The sequence below is a fragment of the Ruegeria sp. HKCCA5426 genome (genome assembly GCF_013034585.1).
In the GTDB taxonomy this organism is placed as follows: Bacteria; Pseudomonadota; Alphaproteobacteria; order Rhodobacterales; family Rhodobacteraceae; genus Ruegeria.
In genome coordinates, this window is sequence record NZ_WQGH01000001.1 from 349,566 (window position 1) to 373,868 (window position 24,303).

23 protein-coding genes are annotated in these 24,303 nt (G+C 57.2%); 14 read left to right on the plus strand and 9 right to left on the minus strand.

Annotated elements, in window-relative coordinates; all coding sequences use genetic code 11:
- Positions 1-14 precede the first annotated feature (14 nt).
- Together GOV87_RS01730 and GOV87_RS01735 are read right to left on the minus strand one after the other, a co-directional pair.
- The gene (locus GOV87_RS01730) at positions 15-1,895 is read right to left on the minus strand and encodes a monovalent cation:proton antiporter-2 (CPA2) family protein (protein WP_171210605.1); all 1,881 of its coding nucleotides are present in this window, start codon (positions 1,893-1,895) and stop codon (positions 15-17) included.
- A gap of 19 nt (positions 1,896-1,914) precedes the next feature.
- Positions 1,915-2,370: an Lrp/AsnC family transcriptional regulator gene (locus tag GOV87_RS01735; RefSeq protein WP_171121128.1), complete on the minus strand. Its 456-nt coding sequence runs from the start codon at positions 2,368-2,370 to the stop codon at positions 1,915-1,917.
- Positions 2,371-2,517: 147 nt separating this feature from the next.
- On the opposite strand from GOV87_RS01735, the gene hppD reads away from it, so the two are divergent.
- Positions 2,518-3,615 (plus strand): 4-hydroxyphenylpyruvate dioxygenase, encoded by a 1,098-nt coding sequence (hppD, locus tag GOV87_RS01740; RefSeq protein WP_171210606.1) that lies wholly within the window; start codon positions 2,518-2,520, stop codon positions 3,613-3,615.
- 55 nt (positions 3,616-3,670) lie between these two features.
- On the opposite strand, the gene GOV87_RS01745 is transcribed toward hppD, so the two are convergent.
- The gene (locus GOV87_RS01745; RefSeq protein WP_171210607.1) at positions 3,671-5,596 is read right to left on the minus strand and encodes a hypothetical protein; all 1,926 of its coding nucleotides are present in this window, start codon (positions 5,594-5,596) and stop codon (positions 3,671-3,673) included.
- 164 nt (positions 5,597-5,760) lie between these two features.
- Between GOV87_RS01745 and GOV87_RS01750 the strand changes: the two genes are divergently transcribed.
- On the plus strand, positions 5,761-6,456 hold the full coding sequence (locus GOV87_RS01750) for an SIMPL domain-containing protein (protein WP_171210608.1): 696 nt from the start codon (positions 5,761-5,763) through the stop codon (positions 6,454-6,456).
- A gap of 2 nt (positions 6,457-6,458) precedes the next feature.
- On the opposite strand, the gene GOV87_RS01755 is transcribed toward GOV87_RS01750, so the two are convergent.
- The 3 genes from GOV87_RS01755 to GOV87_RS01765 all read right to left on the minus strand — a co-directional run bounded on the left by GOV87_RS01755 (position 6,459) and on the right by GOV87_RS01765 (position 9,533).
- Complete coding sequence (locus GOV87_RS01755; RefSeq protein ID WP_171210609.1) at positions 6,459-7,169, minus strand: GNAT family N-acetyltransferase; 711 nt, start codon at positions 7,167-7,169, stop codon at positions 6,459-6,461.
- A gap of 3 nt (positions 7,170-7,172) precedes the next feature.
- Positions 7,173-8,465 (minus strand): O-acetylhomoserine aminocarboxypropyltransferase/cysteine synthase family protein, encoded by a 1,293-nt coding sequence (locus GOV87_RS01760; protein ID WP_171210610.1) that lies wholly within the window; start codon positions 8,463-8,465, stop codon positions 7,173-7,175.
- Between the two features lie 72 nt (positions 8,466-8,537).
- The gene (locus GOV87_RS01765; RefSeq protein ID WP_171210611.1) at positions 8,538-9,533 is read right to left on the minus strand and encodes a hypothetical protein; all 996 of its coding nucleotides are present in this window, start codon (positions 9,531-9,533) and stop codon (positions 8,538-8,540) included.
- Positions 9,534-9,702: 169 nt separating this feature from the next.
- Between GOV87_RS01765 and GOV87_RS01770 the strand changes: the two genes are divergently transcribed.
- From GOV87_RS01770 to preA, 3 genes are all read left to right on the plus strand, one after another.
- A complete protein-coding gene (locus tag GOV87_RS01770; RefSeq protein WP_171210612.1) occupies positions 9,703-10,335 on the plus strand; it encodes a cupin domain-containing protein in 633 nt (210 codons plus the stop codon).
- 160 nt (positions 10,336-10,495) lie between these two features.
- Positions 10,496-11,830, plus strand: a complete 1,335-nt coding sequence (locus tag GOV87_RS01775; protein ID WP_171210613.1) for an NAD(P)-dependent oxidoreductase — start codon at positions 10,496-10,498, stop codon at positions 11,828-11,830.
- A gap of 45 nt (positions 11,831-11,875) precedes the next feature.
- Positions 11,876-13,180: an NAD-dependent dihydropyrimidine dehydrogenase subunit PreA gene (gene preA / locus GOV87_RS01780; protein ID WP_171134774.1), complete on the plus strand. Its 1,305-nt coding sequence runs from the start codon at positions 11,876-11,878 to the stop codon at positions 13,178-13,180.
- A gap of 30 nt (positions 13,181-13,210) precedes the next feature.
- Here the strand turns inward: preA and GOV87_RS01785 are convergent, their stop codons facing one another.
- Positions 13,211-13,819, minus strand: coding sequence for a TetR family transcriptional regulator C-terminal domain-containing protein (locus tag GOV87_RS01785; protein WP_171122934.1), 609 nt, complete (start codon positions 13,817-13,819; stop codon positions 13,211-13,213).
- 171 nt (positions 13,820-13,990) lie between these two features.
- Here GOV87_RS01785 and GOV87_RS01790 point away from each other — a divergent pair, with 171 nt between their 5' ends.
- The 9 genes from GOV87_RS01790 to GOV87_RS01830 all read left to right on the plus strand — a co-directional run bounded on the left by GOV87_RS01790 (position 13,991) and on the right by GOV87_RS01830 (position 23,289).
- Positions 13,991-15,241: a Zn-dependent hydrolase gene (locus tag GOV87_RS01790; protein ID WP_171210614.1), complete on the plus strand. Its 1,251-nt coding sequence runs from the start codon at positions 13,991-13,993 to the stop codon at positions 15,239-15,241.
- 91 nt (positions 15,242-15,332) lie between these two features.
- A complete protein-coding gene (gene hydA, locus GOV87_RS01795) occupies positions 15,333-16,787 on the plus strand; it encodes a dihydropyrimidinase (protein ID WP_171210615.1) in 1,455 nt (484 codons plus the stop codon).
- Between the two features lie 460 nt (positions 16,788-17,247).
- On the plus strand, positions 17,248-18,045 hold the full coding sequence (locus tag GOV87_RS01800; protein WP_254447293.1) for an ABC transporter ATP-binding protein: 798 nt from the start codon (positions 17,248-17,250) through the stop codon (positions 18,043-18,045).
- On the plus strand, positions 18,038-18,970 hold the full coding sequence (locus tag GOV87_RS01805) for an ABC transporter permease (protein WP_171210616.1): 933 nt from the start codon (positions 18,038-18,040) through the stop codon (positions 18,968-18,970). Before GOV87_RS01800 ends, GOV87_RS01805 begins: the two co-directional genes overlap by 8 nt.
- Complete coding sequence (locus tag GOV87_RS01810) at positions 18,967-19,812, plus strand: ABC transporter permease (RefSeq protein ID WP_171122945.1); 846 nt, start codon at positions 18,967-18,969, stop codon at positions 19,810-19,812. Before GOV87_RS01805 ends, GOV87_RS01810 begins: the two co-directional genes overlap by 4 nt.
- A 59-nt stretch (positions 19,813-19,871) precedes the next feature.
- Positions 19,872-20,861, plus strand: a complete 990-nt coding sequence (locus GOV87_RS01815; protein WP_171121144.1) for an ABC transporter substrate-binding protein — start codon at positions 19,872-19,874, stop codon at positions 20,859-20,861.
- A 152-nt stretch (positions 20,862-21,013) separates the two neighbouring features.
- Positions 21,014-21,727, plus strand: a complete 714-nt coding sequence (locus GOV87_RS01820; protein ID WP_171210617.1) for an ABC transporter permease — start codon at positions 21,014-21,016, stop codon at positions 21,725-21,727.
- Complete coding sequence (locus tag GOV87_RS01825) at positions 21,720-22,454, plus strand: ATP-binding cassette domain-containing protein (RefSeq protein ID WP_171210618.1); 735 nt, start codon at positions 21,720-21,722, stop codon at positions 22,452-22,454. The genes GOV87_RS01820 and GOV87_RS01825 overlap by 8 nt, the downstream gene beginning before the upstream one ends.
- A gap of 19 nt (positions 22,455-22,473) precedes the next feature.
- Positions 22,474-23,289 (plus strand): extracellular solute-binding protein, encoded by an 816-nt coding sequence (locus GOV87_RS01830; RefSeq protein WP_171210619.1) that lies wholly within the window; start codon positions 22,474-22,476, stop codon positions 23,287-23,289.
- A 2-nt stretch (positions 23,290-23,291) separates the two neighbouring features.
- Here GOV87_RS01830 and GOV87_RS01835 read toward each other — a convergent pair whose 3' ends face one another.
- Both GOV87_RS01835 and GOV87_RS20525 read right to left on the minus strand, forming a co-directional pair.
- Positions 23,292-24,164 (minus strand): helix-turn-helix transcriptional regulator, encoded by an 873-nt coding sequence (locus GOV87_RS01835; RefSeq protein WP_171210620.1) that lies wholly within the window; start codon positions 24,162-24,164, stop codon positions 23,292-23,294.
- A complete protein-coding gene (locus GOV87_RS20525; RefSeq protein ID WP_256367661.1) occupies positions 24,165-24,290 on the minus strand; it encodes a hypothetical protein in 126 nt (41 codons plus the stop codon).
- Positions 24,291-24,303 lie beyond the last annotated feature (13 nt).

The following is a 24,303-nucleotide window of genomic DNA, read 5'->3' on the forward strand; positions in this document are numbered from 1 at the left end:
TGATCCATGACGGATCAGGCGGACTTTTTCGCGTGTTTTTCGGAAAGCTCCAGCAACTCGGTCTCAAGGTCTTTTTCCAGTTGCTGTGCGCGTTCGATGTATTTCTTGTTTTCAGCCGTCGGCATTCCGGGAACCCAAAGTTCAGCAAGCTCGCGGACGGACATCCTGTCGTGGTGATAAAAGGTCTGTTCAGCGTGGGCTGCCTCGTACTCACTAAGTCCGATATTTTCGAGGACATACCGGCCCGCACGTAGTGATCCGTCGAACATCTCGCGCACGATATCGTCCGCGCCGGCCTGGTACAGCTCATAAACATGGGTACGATCATGCGCGCGCGCGACGATGTGCAGGTCGGGGCGCTGGCGGCGTGCAAAACTGACAAGACGGGTGACCGTCTTTGGATCGTCCATCGCCGCAACCAGAACCGCAGCTTTCTCAAGCCCCGCGGCCCGCAAAAGTTCGGGTCGGGTGGGGTCGCCTAGGAACCCCTTGACCCCGAAGCGGCGCATAAGCTGGATCGTTTCGATGTCGTGATCCAAAACGATCGTCTTAAAACCGCTGGCGCGCACCAAACGGTTTACGATCTGACCAAAGCGACCGATGCCTGCAATGATCACTGGGCCTTTCTCGTCGATCTCATCCGGTTCAGGGGTTGGTGTTCCTTCGCCGATACGCCGCGAGAGCAGGTCGAAGATGATGAACAAAAGCGGTGTGATCAGCATCGTCAACGCGATGATCATCAACAGTTTTTGCGACAGGTCCGGGGGGATCACGTTCTGCTGGGTCGAAAAGGCCAGAAGAACAAAGCCAAACTCACCAGCTTGTGCCAGACCTAAGGTGAACAGCCAGTGATCACGTCCCCGCAGCTTAAATGCGCGACCAACCAGATACAGAATGATCCCTTTGGCCAGGATGACCAGCAAGGCCAACCCGATCAGATCAAACGGGTCATTGAAGAAATAGCCGATATCAATTCCGGCGCCGACCGTGATGAAGAACAGGCCAAGAAACAGGCCTTTGAACGGCTCCAGATCGCTTTCCATCTCGTGACGGAATTCTGAGCTGGCGAGAACCACGCCGGCCAGAAACGCACCAAGGGCAGGGGACAGGCCCACAAGGGCCATCAGGAAGGAAATGCCGACTACGATCATAAGGGCAAGCGCCGTATACATTTCGCGCAGACGGGTTGCGTGGATAAAGCGGAACAAGGGGCGCGTCAGGTAAATCCCGGCAAGAATGACAAATGCAACCGCGCCGATGGTGACAAGCGTCACGGCCCAACCCGGTAGCCCTTCAACCAACGACAAGCTGTGATGCGCGGTATCGTGAAGGTCCTTCACCCCACGGTCGATAGAGCCGTCATCTTCGAAATGAGGCATGGCAGGCATGGCCAAAAGCGGCAGCAACGCCAGAATTGGGATAACCGCGATATCCTGCGTCAAAAGCACGGAAAAGGTGGCGCGCCCCCCGTTCGTTTGCATCAACCCTTTTTCCGAAAGGGTTTGCAAGACGATCGCCGTTGAAGACAAAGACAAGGTCAATCCAACGGCCAGGGCAACAGACCACGGATGGTTTGCATAAATAGCAACACCCGCGATCACAGCCGTCGATAGCAGGACTTGCAGACCACCCAAGCCCAACAGCCTGTCCCGCATATCCCAAAGGGCGCGCGGCTCAAGCTCTAGCCCGATCAGGAACAGCATCATAACGACGCCGAATTCAGCGACATGCTGCAGGCTTTCTGTTTCAGCCCCGACAAGGCCGAACATGGGGCCGATCACAATCCCGGCTGCCAGATATCCAAGAACAGATCCCAAACCCAGACGGGCCGACAAAGGCACGGCAATCACCGCGGCGGCCAGATAGATTGTCGCCTGATAAAGGAAGTCGTCCATTTTGGTCCTTTCGTTCGGGTCAGGTGGGCAGCGGCGCGTCGCGCTTGAGCTGGTCCATCACAATCTGGCTTTGCACTCTGGCTACTGCAGGATGCGGCAGTATCACCTGGTGAAGCAAGCGGTTCAGGGCAGAAAGATCGTCGCAATAAACATGGAGCAAATAATCCGCTTCTCCAGTCATCGTCCACGCGCTGGTGATCTCTGGGCGGGTGTCGACCATGCGGGAAAAGCTTTCGGATTGCTCGGGGCCGTGGGTGCCCAGATGAACCTGTATGAAGCCTTGAACCTGTAGTCCCAATTTCAGCGGATCCAGCCGGGCAGCATAGCCTGTGATATAGCCTTCAGCCTCAAGCCTTTGCCGTCGCCGCCCTGCCTGACTAGGCGACAGGTTCAACATTTCCCCCAACTGATGCGCAGTCAAATGCGCATTCTTCTGCAGCTCGGACAAAAGGCGTGTGTCGGTGGAGTCCAGCATATGCGAAAATTCTCTAAAATATTCGTAAACCATGCGCAAATCGCGCGTTCTATATTAGGTTACACGAAAACAATGCGCAGAAAAAGCATTGGATAAGGCGTATTTTGGAATCAGCAAAGAAATTCCTGTTATTTACGGAGACGCGCCATGGGTCCTTTCCCGCACAACGCCCCGAAATCTGTCATCAGCTCTGAAAACCCCGCCGGAACCGACGGGTTCGAGTTTGTTGAGTTTGCTCACCCCGATCCTCAGGAACTGCGCGACCTGTTTGCCAAGATGGGGTTCGAACTGGTTGGGTATCACAAGGACAAACCGGCGGTTGAACTCTGGCAACAGGGGGATGTGACATACATTCTGAACGCAGACGAAGATAGCTTTGCCGCGAAATTTGTGGCCGAGCACGGCCCCTGCGCCCCTTCGATGGGGTGGCGGGTAGTGGACGCCCAAAAAGCGTATGAGCACGCTGTGTCCAAAGGGGCAGAGCCTTATGACGCCGAAGACAAGACAATGAACGTCCCTGCAATCAAGGGGATTGGTGGGTCGCTGATCTATTTTATTGATCAGTATTACGATACCTCGCCCTATAACGAAGAATTCACCTGGACCAAGCAATCAAAGCCGCGCGGTGACGGGTTTTATTACCTCGATCACCTGACGCACAATGTCTACAAGGGCAACATGGACAAATGGTTCAAGTTCTACGGTGATCTGTTTAACTTCCGCGAAATTCGTTTCTTTGACATTCAGGGCAAGTTCACGGGCCTTTTCAGCCGCGCATTGACGTCGCCCTGTGGACGCATTCGCATCCCGATCAATGAAGATCGTGGCGAAACGGGCCAGATCGTGTCGTACCTGAAAAAGTACAAGGGTGAAGGCATTCAGCATATCGCCGTGGGCAGCGAAGATATCTACGCCTCAACCGACGCTATTGCGGAAAAGGGATTGAAATTCATGCCCGGTCCGAACGAAGCCTATTACAAGATGTCTACGGATCGGGTCGCCGACCACGAAGAGCCGCTGGACCAGATGATGAAACACGGAATTCTCATCGACGGAGAAGGTGTTCTGGATGGGGGCGAGACCCGCATTCTGCTTCAGATATTCTCAAAGACCGTCATCGGTCCGATCTTCTTCGAGTTCATTCAACGCAAAGGTGACGATGGATTTGGCGAAGGTAATTTCCAGGCCCTGTTCGAATCCATCGAGCGTGAGCAGATCGAAAGCGGCGAGATTTCCGCGGCTTAAAAGGACTGGCTAACGTAAGGCTTAGAGGGTGCGACTCAGCCTCTGAGCCTTTTCGTCAGCTTCGTGGCATTCGAAGGGTCACGTTCTGACCGCGTTTTTGATAGCGTAACTCGCTGTCACTAATGGCGACCACATTTCCGCCATCCAGCCGATCCCCGACCTTCAGCTTTTTGTAGCGGCCACTGGGAAGCCGCACCAGCGCGCGGCGGTTCGCTGGGGACCCGTAGACGCCAATCAGATTAAGTTTGCGCAGGTTGATTGCATTGTCGATTGTCGCCTGACGGGCAACCGATGCAGAAGACGGAATTTTCGGAGCAACGGCCCGTGCCTGGAAAGAACCCGCCTCATCGTTATTTTGTGGAACTGCTGCGGCTGACCCCAACCGGGCCGTATTCGTTTCCTGTCTTTGAATAAGCCCTGCCGGGCGCGGTTTGGGGCGCGGTACGCGCACCACCGCCAGCGCCGTTGGCGTGTGATCAACCTGTGGCCGCTCTTGAACAGATTTGGGGCGCAGCTTGGGCCTGACGCTGGCCAGTTCTTCGCGCGTTCGTCCACCCAATCGCTGACGCTCGAAGCGCTCAATCAAGTCACTGGGCCGGGGTTTCGGGCGTAACTCTGCCAAACGCGAGGTCAGTTCTTCGACGATGGGTTCTTGTTCAAAGCGAACCGGAACGTCTGGCGGCACCTTCGCTGGGCGCCCTAAATAGACCACGATGCCATCGGGATTCAGTGTGCCGTCCACTGTGGCCGCAACAAGCCCCCGGTCGTCCAGATCGAAACGCGTGCCGGGCTTGGTCGGGTCGGCGACCTGCTCAAACGGGGTGTCTGTGTCAAAGCTGTCGACCTCCGGCAAGGCGATCGCATCCCGCGAAAGATCGGATTTGTCGATTGACGTAAGATAGACCGTCTCAGGTACGGCGGGTTCGGGCTCAGGCAGGAGGGCGGGGACGACGATCCGTGCACTGGCATGTACCTGTACGGGCTCTGGCTCGGGATCTTTTGCGACATCTTCAACGACAGTCGGGGCGATCTTTAGCGCCTCAAGAATTGCGGCGTCTGTTGGTGTCTCGTTCAACGCCTCAAGGATCGCGGCGTCGGTTGGGGAAATCTCACCCGCCAAGTCTTCATCTGCTGGCGGCGCCTTGGGTTCCGGTAGGGTGACGCTTGCCGTTTCCGATTCTTCGACGTCCAAAGCTTCGGTTTGCAAAGGCAACTGCACAGGTTCAACCGGTTCTTCCTGTACGTCGGCAAGTTCCGTATCCAAAGGCACATCGCCATCAGAGCCGAAAACGCCCCAACCGATCAAAACCACCGCGATCACCGCCGCTGCTGCCAATGGAATCGCAAGGCCTTGGGGCAGTTTCATTCCTGCAGTAGAACCTTGACCAGCGGTCGCTTGCGACGGGGCCGAGCGGAACTCAGCCGGGGTCGAAGATGCGGCTATCGCGTGAACCGCAGGGCCGTCAGGCTCCTCTGGGGTGATGGGGGCGGCAGGTTGCGCAATCGGTTGGTCTGCCAAGGAAAACAGGGGGTCGGCCGGATAGTCCTGATCGTCCACTTGTGTTGTAGATTCTACCGGGATGAACCCGTGATCGGCAGCAAATGTCTGCGCCTCTTTCAGGGTCTGCTTGGTGACCGCGGCGATATAAGTGGTTGAGCCGCTGCTGACGGTGTCGAACGCCAATTCGTCCAGTTCATAGGGCGTTGCCTCGGACAAAGCGTTGCGAACCCGTTGCTCCGTCCCGGCAGGATCGGACGCATCGGTTTCGACAGAAAGGAACCGGACCTGATCAGTTGGAAGGATCAGCCTACAACTCAGGTCGTTTTCCAGCGCGAAACCCTTGTTGCGCAGGTCTTCGATCTGCGCGCTCAGGTCTTCCACATCCAAGGAAACTTCGCCAACGCAGAACCACTCATCGTCCGCGAAGTGGTGCAAAGAAATCCCGGCAGAAGAAAAAGACAGCGCAAAGGCAGGTTTCATATTCCGGAGGAACCACAATTGTCATCATCAACGCGGTCGATGTCTCGTCCGCAGACTGACATTAAAGCAGGATCCCGCCGAGGGAAAGAAAAAGCCAATCCTTCCCCTTGTTCGGCAGACCGTTGCCACCCCATCTTAGTATAAATGAATTTGGAGGGAAGACCTTGAAGAACCTTGCTTTTCTGGCCGCCGTGCTGGCCATGACCACTGCGGGAATGGCACATGCGGAAGAACGTCGCATCTCAGTCGCCGCCGCTGGCACCGTTCAGACGGCCCCGGATATGGCGACGATCAATCTGGGTGTCACGAATGAGGATGCGCAAGCGTCAACCGCGATGCAGGCCACGTCGGACGCTGTATCTCAGATCCTCAGCAGGTTGGAGGAACTGGGAGTAGAAGCGCAGGATATCCAGACCCGAGATATCTCTTTGTCGCCTGTGTGGTCCGGGCGCGGCAACCAGGCCGGAGAAAAGGCAGAGATCACGGGATTTGTCGCCTCGAACCGGGTGATCATACGTGTTCAGGACCTTTCGCAGCTTGGATCGCTCATGGACGCTGTTATTCAGGACGGGGCTAATGACTTCGGCGGCCTCAGTTTCGGTGTCAAAGACCCGAAACCCGTTGAGGCCGAAGCGCGCGCCAAGGCCGTAGCCGAAGCGACCGCCAAGGCTGAACAATTGGCACAAGCTGCGAACCTGACGCTGGGTCCGGTCCAAACGATCAATGAGCAGGTGGCGAGCGTCCGGCCTGCCGCGCAAATGCGCGAGTTCAACATGGCGGATTCCGGTGGAGTGCCAGTCGCAGGCGGGGAAATCTCGATCTCTGTCACCGTTTCGATGGAGTTCGGAATTTCACAGTAACCCTAGCTTTTGGCGTGGGCTTGCAGCGATTGGCGTTGCTGGCCCGTTTGGTCGAAATTGTCGGGCGACAGCCATGCTTCGAACGCGGAACGGACGCGGGGCCATTCAGTGTCGAGTATGGAATACCAAGCCGTATCCCGGTTGCGGCCCTTGTAATGCGCGGCCTGCCGGAAAACCCCTTCGAATGTGAATCCCAGACGTTCGGCCGCGCTGCGTGACGGGGCATTCAGTGCGTCGCATTTCCATTCATAGCGCCGGTAGCCCAGCTCATCGAACACGCGGCGCATCATCAGGAACATTGTCTCGGTAGAAGGCGGTTTACGCTGCAATAGCGGCGAAAAGTGGATGTGCCCAACCTCGATGACGCCCGCAGCGGGGTCGATTCGAAGGAACGAGGTCATCCCAACCGGGGTGCCCTCGTGATCCAGTACCGTGTGAAACATCGGATCAGCGTCCACACACGATGCACGCGCCCAAACTTCAAAGTCTTCTTCGGCCTTGAACGGACCGTAGGGCAGGTAGGTCCAGTTCCGTCCGTCAGTATCGTTGGCAAACGCCCGGTATAATCCGGGCGCATGCCGGTTCACGTCCAGTGGCACGACCGAACAATAGCGCCCCTCCATCGGCGTGTAGGGCGGAGTCGGGCGTGGAAACTCGCCCGAAACCGGCAATCCGATGGGTTGGCCCAAGTCGTTCGTTACGTGCTCGACCATGATTTAGGCCGACGCTTTTGCCAGTGCCTGATCCAGGTCAGCGATCAGATCGCCGGCGTCTTCGATCCCGATGGATACGCGCACAACGCCGGGGCCGGCACCTGCGGCCTCTTGCTGTTCGGGGGTCAACTGGCGGTGGGTGGTCGAGGCCGAGTGGATGATCAGTGACCGTGCATCGCCCAGGTTGGCCACATGGCTAAAGATTTCCAACGCATTCACCAGCTTGACGCAGGCGTCATACCCACCTTTGACAGCAAAGGTGAACAGCGCGCCAGCGCCCTTCTTGTACTGCGCCTTGACCCGGTCGTTGTAAGGCGACGAGGGCAGCCCTGCATAGGTCACGTATTCCACCCGGTCATCCGCTTCGAGCCAGGCCGCGATTTTCTGAGCGTTCTCGACATGGCGCTCCATCCGCAGCGACAGGGTCTCTATCCCCATCAACGTATAGTGGGCAGCTTGCGGATTCATCGTCATGCCAAGATCGCGCAGACCGATGGCGATGCCATGGAAGGTGAATGCCAACGGGCCGAACGTCTCGTGGAACTTCAGGCCGTGATAGGCGGGTTCAGGCTGGCCGAGCGAGGGGAATTTGTCATTCGCCGACCAGTCGAATTTGCCCGAATCCACGACGCAGCCGCCCGTTACGGTGCCGTTGCCGGTCAGGTATTTGGTGGTCGAATGCACCACCAGAGTCGCGCCATGCTCAATCGGGCGGCACAGGTATGGGGTGGCCGAGGTGTTGTCGACGATCAGAGGAATGCCCGCATCGTCGGCGACATCTGCCAGCGCACGGATATCGGTGACGTATCCGCCTGGGTTGGCGATGGATTCGCAGAATATCGCTCGGGTGTTGTCGTCGATGGCGGCCTTCACCGCGTCTACGTCATCCGTATCTACAAATGTGGCGGACCAGCCAAAGCGTTTGATGGTTTGGCTGAACTGCGTAACGGTCCCTCCATAAAGGCGCGTCGAAGCAACGATATTGCAGCCCGGAGTCATCAACGGGAACAACGCCATGATCTGCGCCGCGTGGCCCGAAGAACAGCAGACAGCGCCCACACCACCTTCCAGCGTGGCGATACGCTCCTGCAGAACGGCCACGGTTGGGTTGGTCAGGCGAGAGTAGATAAAGCCGACTTCCTGCAGGTTGAACAAGGCGGCCGCATGGTCTGCGTCACGAAAGACGTACGCCGTTGTCTGGTAAATCGGGGTCTGACGCGCCCCCGTTGCCGGATCAGGGCGCGCACCAGCGTGAATTTGAAGCGTGTCAAAGCCGTAGGTTGGACCGTCTGACATCGTTGAGCTCTCCCTCTGGAATGTGTGTTGCTGACTCTCTAGGCGATTGGGCGCTTGCGCACAACAACCCAGTCAACGCATCCAAAGGCCGCTAGTTTTGATCCTGTTGCGAATGACTTGTTCGCGTTGGGGCAGGTTGTCGCGGTCGAACATCTGACGGATCTTATGCCCTTTGCGCTGGATCACCAGCTTTCTGATCGGCTCATACCCCTTGAGCACTTTCTTGATCTTGTTCGGTGCAACGACGGTTTCTAACACCTCGACCACATGGTCACTCTCGCGTGCGTATAGCAGTGGAAACAGGCGGTAATGGCAGCTCACCGATCCATCCAGCAGACCTTGGGGCAGGGTGTCACGCCCTCCGCCAAGCGAATGGATGACAAGGGGAAGTGCGATTTGATCCAACCAAGGGGTCAGCGTTTGCCCGGCCATTTCGGGGATGTCTTCGTCCCGGATGGTGCGGGCATATTCCAGATAGCGTTCCCCGAACTCTTTGGGACAGCGGTAATAGAAAAAACCGGCATTGAAATACAGATACCGCCGCCAGTAGTCGTGCGGCTGCGATCTGTCCAAAGAGCTGTCAAAATCCAGTCCGAACCGGCGGTACAATGCGCCCCAAATGCCATCAAAGCCGGGTCCATACAGTGTTGGGCGGGGCCATGTCCCCTCGACTTTTTGCGAGGCGCTTGGACGATCAAAATCGAATGCGACGCTGTTCAGATCCCCGGTGATCAGCGTGTCGCTGTCAAAAAACACAAACGGCTCACCCTCAGGCAGCGCGAGCAAGGCTTCAATCTTGTTGCCGTTGGGATAGCTTTCACCAAATACGAGGTTGTCGAATGGCAAAACCTCGGCGTCCAACTGCTTCAAAGCCTTAAGTACATCCTCGTTTTGTAGCCCGGGGTCTTGGGGCCAACGCGGCCCGGAATTGGGTGAGGCAACGAATAATCTGCCCGCAAAATCCGGTGAGCTGTGCCGCAACGAAGCGGCAAACAAAAGCGCCTCGTACTTTAGGCGGTTGTTCTGTCCGACGATTACGACGTTGAACTTTGGGGTCTTGGCCTGCATCGAGGGACTTTCGGAATTTGGCCGCTCATTGGCGCATTATTTGTGTTGCACGTACTGTACGCAGCAAGGCTCGTCAAAACCAGAGTTCACGCGGCACCGGAAATGGGAAATTTGAAATTGGCGGCAGCACGCCCATCTATTGGACACGGGACGAAACAGGAGAAGACTCATGAGGGTCAACGCAGATTTCACCAAGCGCGTGGCAGTTCATTTCGACGAAATCGAATGGGTCGCGTCACCGGCTGCTGGAGTTGAACGGAAAATGCTTGATCGGATCGGCGAAGAGGTCGCTCGCGCGACGACGATTGTTCGGTTTGCACCGGGCAGCGCGTTTGCCGCGCATACCCATGATGGGGGTGAGGAATACCTTGTTCTGGATGGCGTCTTTCAGGATGAAACGGGTGACTTCCCTGTGGGCAGTTACGTGCGGAACCCGCCGACATCGTCCCATACGCCTTCGGCAAAGGAAGGAGCGACGATATTGGTCAAGCTGCACCAATTCGACCCCGAGGACCGGACCCAAGTGCGGCGTTCAATCAACGGAGAGGGCAACATGCAACTCTTCAAAGACGCGCAAGAGGACGTGCGGGTTCTGACGTTAGGCCCCGGCGAAACGGTGGAATTGGACGCTGCCGGAGGGCTTGAGCTGTTCATAATCGAAGGCTCGGTGCAGGAATCGTCCGAGGATTTTGCGGTCTGGGACTGGCTCAGGCTACCACCCGGAGAGAAGTCTAGCGCGCAAGCCGGGCCATCTGGCGCACGTGTTTGGATGAAGTCCGGCCACCTGAACCAGATGATCTGAATTCCGCGATTGCTTTAAAAACAGGCATTAGAACGGTGAAGCCGGGCTTTTTGGCCCGGTTTTTTCATTTTTTGACCAATTGGCAAATTTTACCAATTGATAAAAAATCAGATTGTGGCAAGCTGAGATCATAACGAACATATCTACAGGGAGTAGAGCGATGGCACAGGGCCAGATGGTCCCCGGCATAGTTTCCGGGCGACTTTCCAGCGATGAGCTGACCTCGAATTTCACGGATCTGCATCCGCCATTGGCCCCGCATGAGGCTGCCGTGGCTGCTGATCGGTGCTATTTTTGCTATGACGCGCCGTGTGTGACGGCTTGTCCCACAGACATCGACATACCGCTGTTCATGCGACAGATTCAGGCCGGACAACCCGAAGCGGCGGGTGAAACTATTCTGGCGCAGAATATCCTTGGTGGAATGTGCGCCCGCGTTTGCCCGACCGAAACGCTGTGTGAAGAAGCCTGCGTGCGCGAAACCGCAGAAGGCTCGCCAGTGGAAATCGGACGTTTGCAGCGTTATGCGACAGATAGCGTGATGGCCGATGGTGCGCACCCGTTTGAGCGTGCTGCACCTACCGGCAAGACAGTGGCCGTTGTGGGGGCTGGACCTGCGGGTCTGGCCTGTGCGCATCGTTTGGCCATGCTGGGTCATGACGTTGTCATTCACGAAAGCAAACCCAAGCCGGGCGGATTGAACGAATACGGAATCGCGGCCTACAAATCGACCAACGATTTCGCGCAGGCCGAAGTGGATTGGCTGCTTGGAATCGGCGGGATCACCATCGAGACCGGTTCGGTTCTGGGCGAGGGAGTTTCGCTAGAAGGTCTGTCTGCAAATTATGACGCTGTCTTTTTGTCAATCGGTTTGGCCGGGGTGAACGCCCTGCGCGCGGGTGGTGTCGACAAGGACGGTGTGCGGGCCGCAGTCGACTTTATTGCTGATGTACGGCAGGCCGGTGACTTGGCGGATTTGCCGGTCGGTAGGAATGTCGTGGTCATCGGTGGCGGAATGACGGCCGTGGATGCAGCGGTGAAGTCCAAGTTGCTAGGGGCCGAGCATGTCACCATTGCTTATCGGCGCGGCCGTGATGCGATGGGGGCCAGCCGATACGAACAGGACTTGGCTGCTTCGCATGGGGTCAAAATCATGACCAACGTGCAGCCTGTGGCCGTGCACGGAAACGGGGCAGCCGCTGAGATCGAACTGGAGTATACTGCCAGCCATGACGGTCAACTGACCGGCACGGGTGAGATGGTCCGCGTTCCTGCTGATCAGGTACTCAAGGCGATTGGTCAGACATTGGAAGGCGCGCCGGAAGGCTTGGAACTGGACGGCAACAAGATTGCTGTAACTGGGGCCGGGCGTACTTCGATCGCAGGTGTCTGGGCCGGGGGCGACTGCGCTGCTGGTGGCGAAGACCTGACCGTGACTGCCGTGGCCGAGGGCCGCGATGCCGCAATGGATATCCACGCAAGCCTTACTGCGTGAAACCCACAGATAAAGATGCAGAACTGCATCAGGGAGGCCGGATAGATGGCTGATTTAAAAACAAACTTTCTGGGTATTGAAAGCCCGAACCCGTATTGGTTGGCCTCGGCGCCGCCGACCGACAAGGAATACAACGTCCGCCGCGCTTTCGAGGCCGGATGGGGTGGCGTGGTCTGGAAAACGCTCGGGGCCGAGGGGCCTCCGGTCGTGAACGTGAACGGGCCGCGCTATGGCGCGATCTATGGTGCCGATCGGCGGCTTTTGGGCCTGAACAACATCGAGTTGATCACGGACCGCCCGTTGGAAGTGAACCTTGAAGAAATGGCGCGGGTTAAATCGGATTACCCGGACCGTGCGCTGATCGCTTCGATCATGGTGCCGTGCGAGGAAGAAGCCTGGAAAGCCATCCTGCCGCGCGTGGCGGAAACCGGCGCAGACGGGATTGAGCTGAACTTTGGCTGTCCGCACGGGATGAGTGAACGCGGCATGGGTTCCGCCGTGGGGCAGGTACCGGAATATATCGAGATGGTCACGCGTTGGTGCAAAAAGTACTATGATCGCCCGGTCATCGTGAAGCTGACGCCGAACATCACAGACATTCGCAAACCTGCCGAGGCCGCAAAGAACGGCGGTGCCGACGCGGTGTCGCTGATCAACACGATTAACTCGATCACCAGCGTCAATCTGGATACGTTCAGCCCCGAGCCTTCGATTGATGGCAAGGGCAGCCATGGCGGGTATTGCGGCCCTGCGGTGAAACCGATTGCGCTGTCAATGGTGTCCGAGATTTCGCGGTCGCAAGCGACGCACGGCTTGCCGATTTCCGGCATCGGCGGCGTGACCACGTGGCGCGACGCGGCAGAGTTCATGGCGTTGGGATGTGGCACCGTTCAGGTTTGTACGGCGGCGATGACCTATGGCTTCAAGATCATCGACGAGTTGACCGCTGGCCTGTCCAAATGGATGGACGAAAAGGGCTATAAGGACGTTTCGGAAATTGTTGGTCTTGCCGTTCCGAATGTCACAGATTGGCAGTATCTGAACCTGAACTACGTGGCGAAGGCCAAAATTGATCAGGACCAGTGCATCAAGTGTGGCCGGTGCTATGCGGCTTGCGAAGACACCAGTCATCAGGCGATTTCCATGTCCGATGACCGCGTGTTTGAGGTCATGGATGACGAATGTGTCGCCTGTAATCTTTGCGTGGATGTCTGCCCGGTTGACGGCTGTATCTCGATGGTGCCGATGACGGCCGGAGAGGTTGACCCACGTACAGGACGCGAGGTTCAGCCAGACTATGCCAACTGGACGACGCACCCGAACAATCCCATGGCAAAAGCAGCTGAGTAAGCAAAGAAAGGGGCCAGCGCTGGCCCCTTTTTATGGCGTCAGTAGCTTACGATAGAGCGTATCAACGAACGGCTCGGCCCCTTCATATGGGTCTTCATCCCCTAGGATCGCCCGAACCTGAACGTCAAAATCCGCATAGTGTTGGGTCAGCGCCCAGATGGAGAAAATCAGGTGATAGGGGTGCAGTCGCGCAATCCTTCCCTGATCCATCCAATCGGACAATATCGCGGTTTTTTCATCGACCAGGGCCTTTAGGTCATTGGACAGCGAATCGTGAATGCGCGGCGCGCCCTGTACCAGTTCATTTGCAAACAGACGGCTTTCACGGGGCAGATCGCGGCTCATCTCTAGCTTGCGTTGGATATACGCCAGGATTTCTTCCATCGGGTCGCCTTGTGCATCAAGATCGTGCAAAGGGGCCAGCCATGTTTCCAGAAGGCCAGACAACAGCGCGGTGTGAATCGCTTCTTTCGATGGGAAATAATACAGCAGGTTGGGCTTGCTTAGTCCGGCTTCGGCGGCAATCTGGTCAACCGTTGCGCCACGGAATCCATGGGCTGAGAACACATTAAGTGCGGCGTCGAGAATTGCGGCGCGGTTCTTTTTCTGAATTCTGGTCGGGGCGCGGTCTTCAGGCATGTTTTCAGGGTGTCTCTTTTTCCGGCAGGCGGGTGCTGAATAGGGCAAAAAATCTGGCTGAGTCCTGCAATTTCTTGACTGATCTCGAACCCGTGATAGCGTGAGTTTGACCAGATGGTCAAATCAAGACACCAAAAGCGAGCCAAATCGCAAGCAACAGGGAAAAACAAGATGGCAGCTCCGGCGCAGAACCTCAGGATCAATGGCGACAGGTTGTGGGACAGCCTGATGGAGATGGCCAAGATTGGCCCCGGTGTGGCGGGCGGGAACAACCGTCAAACGCTGACGGATGAGGATGCCGAAGGCCGCGCGCTGTTCCAAAAATGGTGCGAGGACGCGGGCTGTTCGATGGGGCTGGACCAGATGGGCAACATGTTCGCGCGTCGCGAGGGGACGGACCCCGAAGCCTTGCCAGTCTATGTCGGCTCGCATTTGGACACGCAGCCTACGGGCGGAAAATACGATGGTGTCTTGGGAGTTCTGGGCGGGCTGGAGATTATCCGCACTCTGAATGATCTGGGGATCAAGACCAAGCACCCGATCGTCGCGACCAATTGGACAAATGAAGAGGGCACGCGCTATGCACCTGCGATGTTGTCCTCAGGCGTGTTCGCAGGGATGCACACGCAGGACTGGGCCTATGATCGCGAGGATGCCGAGGGCAAGAAGTTCGGCGACGAATTGCAGCGGATCGGTTGGCGCGGGGATGAAGAGGTCGGAGCGCGCAAGATGCACGCCTTCTTTGAGCTGCACATCGAGCAAGGTCCGATTCTCGAAGCCGAAGGAAAAGACATCGGTGTCGTTACCCATGGTCAGGGCCTAAGCTGGACGCAAATCACAGTCACCGGAAAGGACGCGCATACTGGCTCGACCCCGATGCCGATGCGCAAGAATGCTGGCCTCGCCATGGCGCGAATTCTTGAAAAAGTAGATGAGATTGCGTGGTCCCATGCACCTCATGCGGTTGGGGCGGCGGGGCATATCGATGTCTTCCCGAACTCTCGCAATGTGATCCCCGGCAAGGTTGTGTTTACGGTTGATTTCCGGTCACCTGAACTGGAAGTGATCAAAGATATGGAGGCGCGCCTTCGGGTTGCGGCTGAGGACATTGTGGAAGAGATGGGCCTTGAGATTGAGTTCGAAAAGGTTGGTGGGTTTGACCCGGTGAAGTTTGACGACAGTTGCGTCGCGGCGGTGCGGGATGCGGCCGAACGGCTGGGCTATTCGCATACGGATATCATCTCGGGGGCGGGGCATGATGCGTGTTGGATCAATCGGGTGGCGCCGACGGCCATGGTGATGTGCCCCTGTGTGGATGGGTTGAGCCACAACGAGGCTGAAGAGATCAGCAAGGACTGGGCGGCTGCCGGGGCGGATGTTCTGTTTCATGCGGTCGTCGAGACAGCGGAAATCGTGGAATAGGGGGCGCTGCCCCCGTCGCCCGAGGGCGACTCCCCCGGGATATTTTTAGCCAGATGAAGCAAGCGGCGCAGACCGCAACAGGGAGATCAAAATGAGCACTGTTATCAAGAACGGGACCGTCGTGACCGCGGATTTGTCCTATAAGGCGGATGTGATGGTCGAAGATGGCGTGATCACTGAAATCGGGATGGATCTGAAGGGTGACAAGGAACTGGATGCGACCGGATGTTATGTGATGCCGGGCGGGATTGATCCGCATACGCATCTGGAGATGCCGTTCATGGGCACCTATTCCAGCGATGACTTCGAAAGCGGGACGCGGGCGGCTTTGGCCGGGGGCACCACGATGGTGGTAGATTTCGCGCTGCCTAATCCGGGCGAAAGCCTGCTGGATGCATTGAAACGCTGGGACAATAAGTCTACGCGCGCGAATTGTGATTATTCGTTCCACATGGCCGTCACCTGGTGGGGCGAGCAGGTGTTTGATGACATCAAGACCGTGATCGAGACGCGGGGGATCAACACTTTCAAGCATTTCATGGCCTATAAGGGCGCGCTGATGGTGAATGACGATGAGCTGTTCGCCTCGTTCAAGCGTCTGGCCGAACTGGGCGGGATTGCGATGGTTCATGCCGAGAATGGCGATGTGGTCGCTGAGCTCAGCGCCAAGCTGCTGGCCGAGGGTAATACCGGGCCGGAAGCGCACGCTTATTCCCGCCCTCCGCAGGTTGAGGGGGAGGCGACGAACCGTGCCATCATGATTGCAGATATGGCGGGGGTACCTTTGTATGTGGTCCATACCTCGTGTGAAGAGGCGCATGAGGCCATTCGCCGGGCCAAGATGCAGGGCAAGCGGGTTTGGGGGGAGCCTTTGATCCAGCACCTGACCTTGGATGAGAGCGAGTATTTCCACCAAGATTGGGATCATGCCGCGCGCCGGGTCATGAGCCCTCCGTTCCGCAACAAGCAGCATCAGGACAGCTTGTGGAACGGGCTGCATTCTGGAACGCTGAGCGTGGTGGCCACGGACCATTGCGCCTTTACGACCGATCAGAAACGATATGGCGTGGGTGATTTCACCAAGATCCCCAACGGGACCGGCGGGTTGGAAGATCGGATGCCGATGCTGTGGACCTATGGCGTAAACACCGGGCGTCTGACCCCGAATGAATTTGTGGCTGTTACTTCAACCAACATTGCCAAGATATTGAATTGCTATCCTAAAAAGGGCGCCATTCTTGTGGGCGCGGATGCGGATATCGTTGTTTGGGATCCCGAAAAAACCAAGACGATCAGCGCCGAGACGCAGCAGTCCTCGATCGACTACAACGTGTTTGAGGGCAAAGAGGTCAAGGGCCTGCCACGCTTTACCCTGACACGCGGGCAGGTGGCAGTGCATGACGGGGAAATCCGTACGCAGGAGGGTCATGGTGAGTTCGTCGCGCGTGAGCCGAACGGGCATGTGAACCGGGCGCTCAGCACTTGGAAGGAATTGACGGCCCCGCGGCCCGTTGAACGGACGGGCATCCCGGCGACGGGGGTTTAAGGTTGACGCGAAGCTTGGATTGTCCAACTCCAATGCAGTTTATCACGTTCGCGACTCTAGCCACGGTGATCGCTGTGCTTGCTTTTTTGGTATTGGGTGTAATGTTGGCTCTACCTGAAATCGGTATAGTGAACTTGGGCCCCAGTCTCTTGTCGATGTTGACGATAACTTTGTTGCTTGGGTGGCCAATCTGGGGCTCGATACTGTTGTGTGCGTTGTTTCCAGGTTGCGTCGTTTTTGTGACTATGCGTCACGTCTCCACCAGTCTCCCAATCGGTCGTCACGGACCCACACTGGTTGCCGCTGCATCTGTGGCTGTATTCTCCTGGGGGATGACAAGTGCACTATTTTGGGTCTTTGCCCTTGCAAGTCAGCCCTTTCAGAATGTCTTCCTGCTTATCTTTGGAGTCCCAGCCGCGATGATCGCAGCTAGGGTCGTACTTCCTAACTCTGAGTAACAATGCCTAAAGAACAAACCAATATGTCCGCTGTTGTCGAAGCCACCAAACTCGACCTCACGTTTCAAACCAATGACGGTCCGGTTCACGCGCTGAAGGACGTGAACCTGACGATCGAAAAGGGCGACTTCGTCAGCTTTATCGGCCCCTCGGGCTGTGGCAAGACCACCTTCCTGCGTTGCATCGCGGCGCTTGAGACGCCGACAGCCGGGACGTTGACCGTCAATGGCATGACCCCGGATGAGGCGCGGCGGAACCGGGCCTATGGCTATGTGTTTCAGGCCGCTGGGCTGTATCCGTGGCGGACCATCTCCAAGAACATCAAACTGCCGCTTGAGATCATGGGCTATTCCTCAGCCGAGCAAGAGGATCGCGTCAAGAAGGTCTTGGAACTCGTTGACCTTGAAGGGTTTGGTGGGAAGTTTCCATGGCAGTTGTCAGGTGGGATGCAGCAGCGGGCCAGTATCGCGCGGGCATTGGCCTTTGATGCTGATATCCTTCTGATGGACGAACCCTTTGGCGCGCTGGATGAGATCGTGCGCGACCACCTGAATGAACAGCTTCTGGCGCTGTGGGCACGGACGGAAAAGACTATCGGGTTCGTGACGCACTCGATCCCCGAGGCGGTCTATCTCAGCACCAAGATTGTGGTCATGAGCCCCCGGCCGGGTCGGATTACGGATGTGATCGACAGCCCTCTGCCCAAAGAGCGGCCTCTGGACATCCGCGACACGCCGGAATTCATCGAAGTTGCCCATCGCGTGCGTGAAGGGCTGCGGGCGGGGCACTCGGATGAATAGTTCTGGTTTCAAAGCGTTCTGGGCGGTTCTTACTGTCCTCGCCGTGATCGTGGCCTTCTGGTATGCGGCGTGTGTTCCGATGAATATCAAAGGGGTTCTGACCGAGCAGGAACGCGCAGGTGCCGAAGTGCAGCCGCCTTCGGCCAAGGATCGCCGGGATATGTCCGAGCTGGGTCTGGTGCTAAACAACAGCTTTGCCATTCCCGCAACATGGGAACAGGATCGCCCCCGTCTGCCCGCACCGCATCAAGTTGCGATTGAGATGTGGGAGACGACGGTTCTGAAGAAGATTACCTCGAAACGGTCGCTGATCTATCACGGCTGGGTGACGCTCAGCGCGACGGTTCTGGGCTTTGCGATTGGGACAGGTTTGGGCATTTTGCTGGCGGTCGGAATTGTGCATAGCCGCGTTATGGATATGTCGGTGATGCCTTGGGCCATCGTCAGCCAGACGATCCCGATCATCGCTTTGGCCCCGATGATCATTGTGGTTCTGTATTCCGTAGGCATTCAGGGGATTATCCCCAAGGCCGTCATTTCGGCTTATCTGAGTTTCTTCCCGGTCGTCGTGGGTATGGTCAAAGGTCTACGAAGCCCCGATGCGATGCAGCTTGACCTGTTGCGCACCTATAACGCCAGTCGGTCGCAAGGGTTCTGGAAACTGCGCCTGCCTGCGTCGATGCCGTACCTGTTCACCTCATTGAAGATAGGTATCGCTGCCTCGCTGGTCGGGGCCATTGTCGGAGAACTGCCGACCGGTGCTGTCGCCGGGCTGGGAGCGCGTCTGCTCGCCGGCAGCTACTATGGTCAGACGGTGCAAATCTGGTCGGCGCTGTTTGCTGCCGCGATATTGGCGGCCTGTCTTGTCGGTTCGCTTGGGCTGATCGAACGGACGGTTCTAAAGCGGATGGGGATAGCGCAATGATGTTGGTTTTGTGTGCAATCCTGCTGTGGCTGTTTGGCTGGTGGCTAAACAGTCGCCTCGCCAGCGGGCCTTATGCGGATACGCGAATGGTTCGGTTCCTTGCACCGTTGATCTTTGGCCTGACGATTATCGGGATTTGGGAACTGGTCGTCCGCGGGCTTGAGGTGCCATTGGTCATTCTGCCGGCCCCGTCGGTCATCGCCGTGCGGTTTGCCGACAGTTTGCCCATCCTGTGGGCTGACTTTGTGCAGACCATCATCAAGGGGGCCTTGAGCGGGTATATTATTGGGTGCGGCGCGGCCTTCCTGACGGCAATCGCGGTGGATCGCTGGGACTTTCTTCGCCTGGGGCTGCTGCCTGTGGGGAACTTCGTGGCAGCCCTGCCGATTGTAGGGACGGCGCCCATTCTGGTCATGTGGTTCGGGTTCGATTGGCAGTCCAAGGCGGCGGTTGTCGTTGTCATGGTGTTCTTCCCAATGCTGGTAAACACGGTCGCAGGGCTGCGCGAGGCGACTGCCATGCAGCGCGATCTGATGGAGACCTATGCCGCAACCTATTGGCAGAGTTTCCTCAAGCTGCGCCTGCCTGCCGCAATGCCGTTTATTTTCAATGGCTTGAAAATCTCGACGACCCTTGCTTTGATCGGTGCTATCGTGGCCGAGTTTTTTGGCTCGCCAACATTGGGAATGGGCTTTCGGATTTCGACCAGTGTCGGTCAGCTTTCGCTGGATATGGTCTGGGCAGAAATCGTGGTCGCGGCATTGGCCGGAACAGCGTTCTATGGCTTGATGGCGATGATCGAAAAGGCTGTGACGTTCTGGCATCCGTCGCAACGAGGATAACAACAAAACCTTAACAGACCCCGAAAACGGGGCATCAACAGCAACTAGGAGACATGAAGATGAAGAAGCTACTTAGCGGGGCGGTTGCCGCCTTTAGTTTGGCAGCCAGTGCTGCACTGGCAGCGGACGAAGTGACACTGCAATTGAAGTGGGTCACGCAAGCTCAGTTCGCGGGATACTACGTGGCCAAGGACAAAGGGTTCTACGAGGAAGAAGGGCTGGACGTCACAATCTTGCCTGGTGGTCCCGACATCGCGCCCACTCAGGTGATTGCGGGCGGCGGTGCGGATGTAACCGTTGAATGGATGCCTGCGGCGCTTGCTGCACGGGAAAAGGGTTTGCCGCTGGTGAACATTGCGCAGCCGTTCAAAAGCTCGGGCATGATGTTGACCTGCTGGAAGGACGCAGGAATTTCCTCGCCCGAAGATCTTAAGAACCGCACGCTGGGCGTCTGGTTCTTTGGCAATGAATTCCCGTTCATGAGCTGGATGAGCCAGCTTGGTATCGACACAGGCGGCAAGAGCGAATCCGGTGTCGAAGTTCTGAAGCAGGGCTTTAACGTTGACCCGCTGTTGCAGCGTCAAGCCGATTGCATCAGCACTATGACCTACAATGAATACTGGCAGGTCATTGATGCAGGCGTCAGCCCCGATGAGCTCGTGACCTTCAAATACGAAGATCAGGGCGTCGCGACGCTGGAAGACGGTCTGTATGTTCTGGAAGAGAACCTTAGTGATGATGCATTCGTCGATAAGATGGAGCGGTTCGTACGCGCCTCGATGAAGGGTTGGAAATACGCCGAAGAAAACCCGGATGAAGCAGCGGATATCGTTTTGGAAAATGATGCGACGGGCGCTCAGACCGAAGAACATCAAAAGCGCATGATGGGCGAGATTGCCAAGCTGACCGCAGGTTCGAATGGCGCGCTGGATCCGGCGGATTTTGAGCGGACTGTTGGCACGCTGCTGGCAGGTGGTTCAGACCCGGTGATCACCAAGCAGCCTGATGGTGCCTGGACCCATCAAATTACCGATGCAGCCTTGAACTGAACTTGTTCATTATACCAACACTACGCGGTCCCACTCGGGGCCGCGTTTCTTTTTTCAGTGTCGTAAATGTGCGTGTACTTAAGCCGAAAATGGCCTAGTATTATCCTGAAATTAGTGGCGTTTAGCGAGCATTTCACAATCAAAGGGAGAATATGCAAGGTTTTGCATCAGAATTCAGCGCAGCGATATCTCTGATCCTTGAAGGCGATTCAGAGCTTTGGGCGATTGTGTTGCTTTCCCTTAAGGTTTCGGTTTTTGCGGTGCTGATTTCAGCGTTGATCGGGATGCCGGTTGGGGCGGCGCTGGCCGTTGCACGGTTTCCGGGACGAAGGGTTCTGATCATAGTCATGAACGCTTTGATGGGGTTCCCTCCGGTTGTTGTTGGCCTTTTGGTTTATCTGATGCTGTCACGATCGGGACCGTTGGGCGTGTTGGAGCTGCTTTATACGCCGACGGCGATGATCATCGCTCAGGTGGTTTTGGTCACACCCATCGTCGCTGCGCTGACCCGGCAAGTGATCGAAATGCTGGCCGAAGAATACTCGGAACAGTTGCGGTCGCTTGGGGTGTCGCGTCTGGCCTCGGTCCCGGTACTTTTGTGGGACGCAAGGCTGGCTTTGATAACTGCGCTACTGGCCGGTTTTGGACGCGCGATTGCCGAAGTGGGCGCGGTCATCATTGTCGGCGGAAATATCAACCATGTGACGCGGGTGATGACCACGACCATCGCGCTTGAGACATCCAAGGGCAATCTTGCGCTGGCGCTGGCCTTGGGCGCGATCCTGATCGGAATAGCTGTGGCCGTGAATGCGATAGTCAGCACGCTAAGCCTGCGTGCCGAGCAAGAGGGGCTGCGCCATGCGTGATCTGACCCCCGAGATAGTCCGGCGTCTGTCCGTTCGCAATCTTGAGATAGCGCGCAACGGTAAGGCTCTGTTGACGGTGCCGCGTCTGTCTTTGGATGGCCCGGGGCCAACTTTGATCCTTGGCCCGAACGGATCGGGGAAAAGCCTGCTTTTGCGGTGCCTGCATGGGCTGATTGCACCAGATCGCGGGCAGGTCGAACAGGACGGAGCGCCACTTGGTCTGGAACACAAAGCTCGGCAGGCGATGGTATTTCAACAACCCGTTTTGTTGCGGCGATCCGTTGCGGCCAATCTAGATTTTGTTTTGAAGCGACAAGGCGTTCCACGCCGTATCCGCAAAGCCCGGATCGAGGAATTGCTGGGCGAGGGTGGGCTTGAAGGCAAGGCGCGCCAGTCTGCAAGATCGTTATCTGGGGGCGAGGCACAGCGCCTTGCTATCCTGCGTGCGCTGGCGTTGGACCCTGAAACCTTGTTCCTTGACGAACCAACCAGCGCACTGGACCCCAGTGCCACACAAACGATCGAAAGAATGATCCAGCGGGCCTCGAACCGGGGGGTGCGGATCGTCATGGTCACCCACGATATTGGACAGGCGCGCCGCTTGGCCGCTGATATCGTGATGATGCAAGGCGGGTGCGTGGTTGAACATGGGGCCGCCAAACAAGTACTGGATGCACCGGAAAGCGATGCATCGCGCCGTTATCTTGCCGGTGGGTTGGTAACATAATCAATTAGCGGAGATCAGAATGATCCGGAAATTCGTTCGGGCAGCATTGGTAACGCTCGGCCTGACAGTTACGGCAGCCGTGGCCGAAGCACCTTTTATCGTGGTGCAATCAACAACCTCGACGCAGAATTCGGGTCTGCTGGATTATATCCTACCGGGGTATGAGGCAGAAACCGGGATCGACGTCAGGGTTGTTGCCGTAGGTACGGGGCAGGCGATACGCAATGCGATCAACGGGGATGGTGATGTTTTGTTGGTCCATGCAAAGCCGGCCGAGCAGAAGTTCGTGGCCGACGGTTGGGGGGTCGAGCGGTTTGACGTGATGTATAACGACTTTGTCCTCGTCGGGCCAAAATCAGATCCTGCAAAAGTCAAAGGCGGGACAGATATCGCCGCGGCTTTGACGGCTGTATCACGGGCGGAGGCTCCGTTCGCCTCGCGTGGGGACGACAGCGGGACGCACAAGGCAGAACTAGATCATTGGGCGGCAGCAGGGATTGACCCGACCGAGGCGTCAGGCACTTGGTACCGCGAAACGGGGTCCGGTATGGGTGCGACGCTTAATGTCGCCAGCGGAATGGGGGCCTACGCCCTGACGGACCGCGCGACGTGGCAGTCATTCGGGAACAAGGGAAACCTTGATATTCTGGTCGAGGGCGACCCGCGCTTGTTCAACCAGTACGGAGTTATTCTGGTTAACCCTGAAAAGCATCCAGGCGTTCGGGCTGCCGCAGGGCAGCGGTTCATTGACTGGTTGATCGGTCCTGACGGGCAGGCTGCGATCGAGTCCTACAAACTAGACGGTCAGCAGCTATTCTTCCCGAACGCGCAGTAAAATCAGCCGCTGGCCCCGTTATGGTGGATCGAGCCCAGCCCTGACAGGTCATATCCACCAAACTCAGCAGCGCGTGTGGCAAACCTGTCGGATTGAACAAAGCTGAGGAGCTTGAGCATAGGCTCATCAAAATAGGCGCGCCGCCAGATGGCAAGGTCCAGCCGTTCACTGTGGGTCGGCACGAACTCAAGATCGTAAAGGCCGGCCAATGCACCAAGGCCAAAACCCGCTTCGGCCTTACCGTCATGCAGGGCGATGGCCAACTCTTCTTCGGTTCGGGCACAGGTTGGAAGGGTGTCCAGATCATCGCGCGTCAACCCGAGGGTGGCGAGCTGAGTGTCAAACAACCTTTGGCTGGCCGCGCTGTCCTGCCTTAAAATGACATGTCGGCCTTTCAGGTCACCGAACTCTGAAATTCCAGTGACACCGGGGGCAAGAAGCAATCCGCGTTGCCGCCTTGCTATCTCGTATAAGACGACGGGGGCTTCACCCAACTGATCCCGCAAAGCGCCTTCGTTGAACCCGTCATCTTCGTGAATGTGGAGGGCTGCGGCCTGCGCGGTTCGGTCCCGGAGCCGGTTCAAACCGTCGAACGAGCCATCGTAATATGTCGCAAGGCCAGAACCGCTTTCACGCAAGGCCCAATCCAGCAATGGATCATGGCTGCCCGCGACAATCGGGGGCAGGGGCGGTTCAGCCACCTGCGGGCCAGTCCGTGACGCGTTCAACCAGGCGATAACCTCGGCTCGTGGAAACAACAGCTTTCCCATCGCGCGCACACAAGGCACTTCGCCCGAAGAGGCAAGGTCATAGGCTTTACGCTCGCCAATGCGCAGCAGGTCAGCCAGCTCTTTCGTGGTCAGGTATTCGGGCATCTAGTCCAATCGCACGGATGAGCCGGTCCCGGCGTCTGCGGCACTGAAACCAAGCTGGCCCAAAGCGTACGGGGCTGCCACGGTAATCACGACCATCGCGGCGACGGCGGCAAGAAAGGCTTTCATGTTCTCCTCCGGC

Coding starts and splice junctions, on each gene's coding strand:
- GOV87_RS01730 (WP_171210605.1), bottom strand. CDS start 1,895: ATGGACGACTTCCTTTATCAGGCGACAATCTATCTGGCCGCCGCGGTG.
- GOV87_RS01735 (WP_171121128.1), bottom strand. CDS start 2,370: ATGCTGGACTCCACCGACACACGCCTTTTGTCCGAGCTGCAGAAGAAT.
- hppD (WP_171210606.1), top strand. CDS start 2,518: ATGGGTCCTTTCCCGCACAACGCCCCGAAATCTGTCATCAGCTCTGAA.
- GOV87_RS01745 (WP_171210607.1), bottom strand. CDS start 5,596: ATGAAACCTGCCTTTGCGCTGTCTTTTTCTTCTGCCGGGATTTCTTTG.
- GOV87_RS01755 (WP_171210609.1), bottom strand. CDS start 7,169: ATGGTCGAGCACGTAACGAACGACTTGGGCCAACCCATCGGATTGCCG.
- GOV87_RS01760 (WP_171210610.1), bottom strand. CDS start 8,465: ATGTCAGACGGTCCAACCTACGGCTTTGACACGCTTCAAATTCACGCT.
- GOV87_RS01765 (WP_171210611.1), bottom strand. CDS start 9,533: ATGCAGGCCAAGACCCCAAAGTTCAACGTCGTAATCGTCGGACAGAAC.
- GOV87_RS01770 (WP_171210612.1), top strand. CDS start 9,703: ATGAGGGTCAACGCAGATTTCACCAAGCGCGTGGCAGTTCATTTCGAC.
- GOV87_RS01775 (WP_171210613.1), top strand. CDS start 10,496: ATGGCACAGGGCCAGATGGTCCCCGGCATAGTTTCCGGGCGACTTTCC.
- preA (WP_171134774.1), top strand. CDS start 11,876: ATGGCTGATTTAAAAACAAACTTTCTGGGTATTGAAAGCCCGAACCCG.
- GOV87_RS01785 (WP_171122934.1), bottom strand. CDS start 13,819: ATGCCTGAAGACCGCGCCCCGACCAGAATTCAGAAAAAGAACCGCGCC.
- GOV87_RS01790 (WP_171210614.1), top strand. CDS start 13,991: ATGGCAGCTCCGGCGCAGAACCTCAGGATCAATGGCGACAGGTTGTGG.
- hydA (WP_171210615.1), top strand. CDS start 15,333: ATGAGCACTGTTATCAAGAACGGGACCGTCGTGACCGCGGATTTGTCC.
- GOV87_RS01800 (WP_254447293.1), top strand. CDS start 17,248: ATGCCTAAAGAACAAACCAATATGTCCGCTGTTGTCGAAGCCACCAAA.
- GOV87_RS01805 (WP_171210616.1), top strand. CDS start 18,038: ATGAATAGTTCTGGTTTCAAAGCGTTCTGGGCGGTTCTTACTGTCCTC.
- GOV87_RS01810 (WP_171122945.1), top strand. CDS start 18,967: ATGATGTTGGTTTTGTGTGCAATCCTGCTGTGGCTGTTTGGCTGGTGG.
- GOV87_RS01815 (WP_171121144.1), top strand. CDS start 19,872: ATGAAGAAGCTACTTAGCGGGGCGGTTGCCGCCTTTAGTTTGGCAGCC.
- GOV87_RS01820 (WP_171210617.1), top strand. CDS start 21,014: ATGCAAGGTTTTGCATCAGAATTCAGCGCAGCGATATCTCTGATCCTT.
- GOV87_RS01825 (WP_171210618.1), top strand. CDS start 21,720: ATGCGTGATCTGACCCCCGAGATAGTCCGGCGTCTGTCCGTTCGCAAT.
- GOV87_RS01830 (WP_171210619.1), top strand. CDS start 22,474: ATGATCCGGAAATTCGTTCGGGCAGCATTGGTAACGCTCGGCCTGACA.
- GOV87_RS01835 (WP_171210620.1), bottom strand. CDS start 24,164: ATGCCCGAATACCTGACCACGAAAGAGCTGGCTGACCTGCTGCGCATT.
- GOV87_RS20525 (WP_256367661.1), bottom strand. CDS start 24,290: ATGAAAGCCTTTCTTGCCGCCGTCGCCGCGATGGTCGTGATTACCGTG.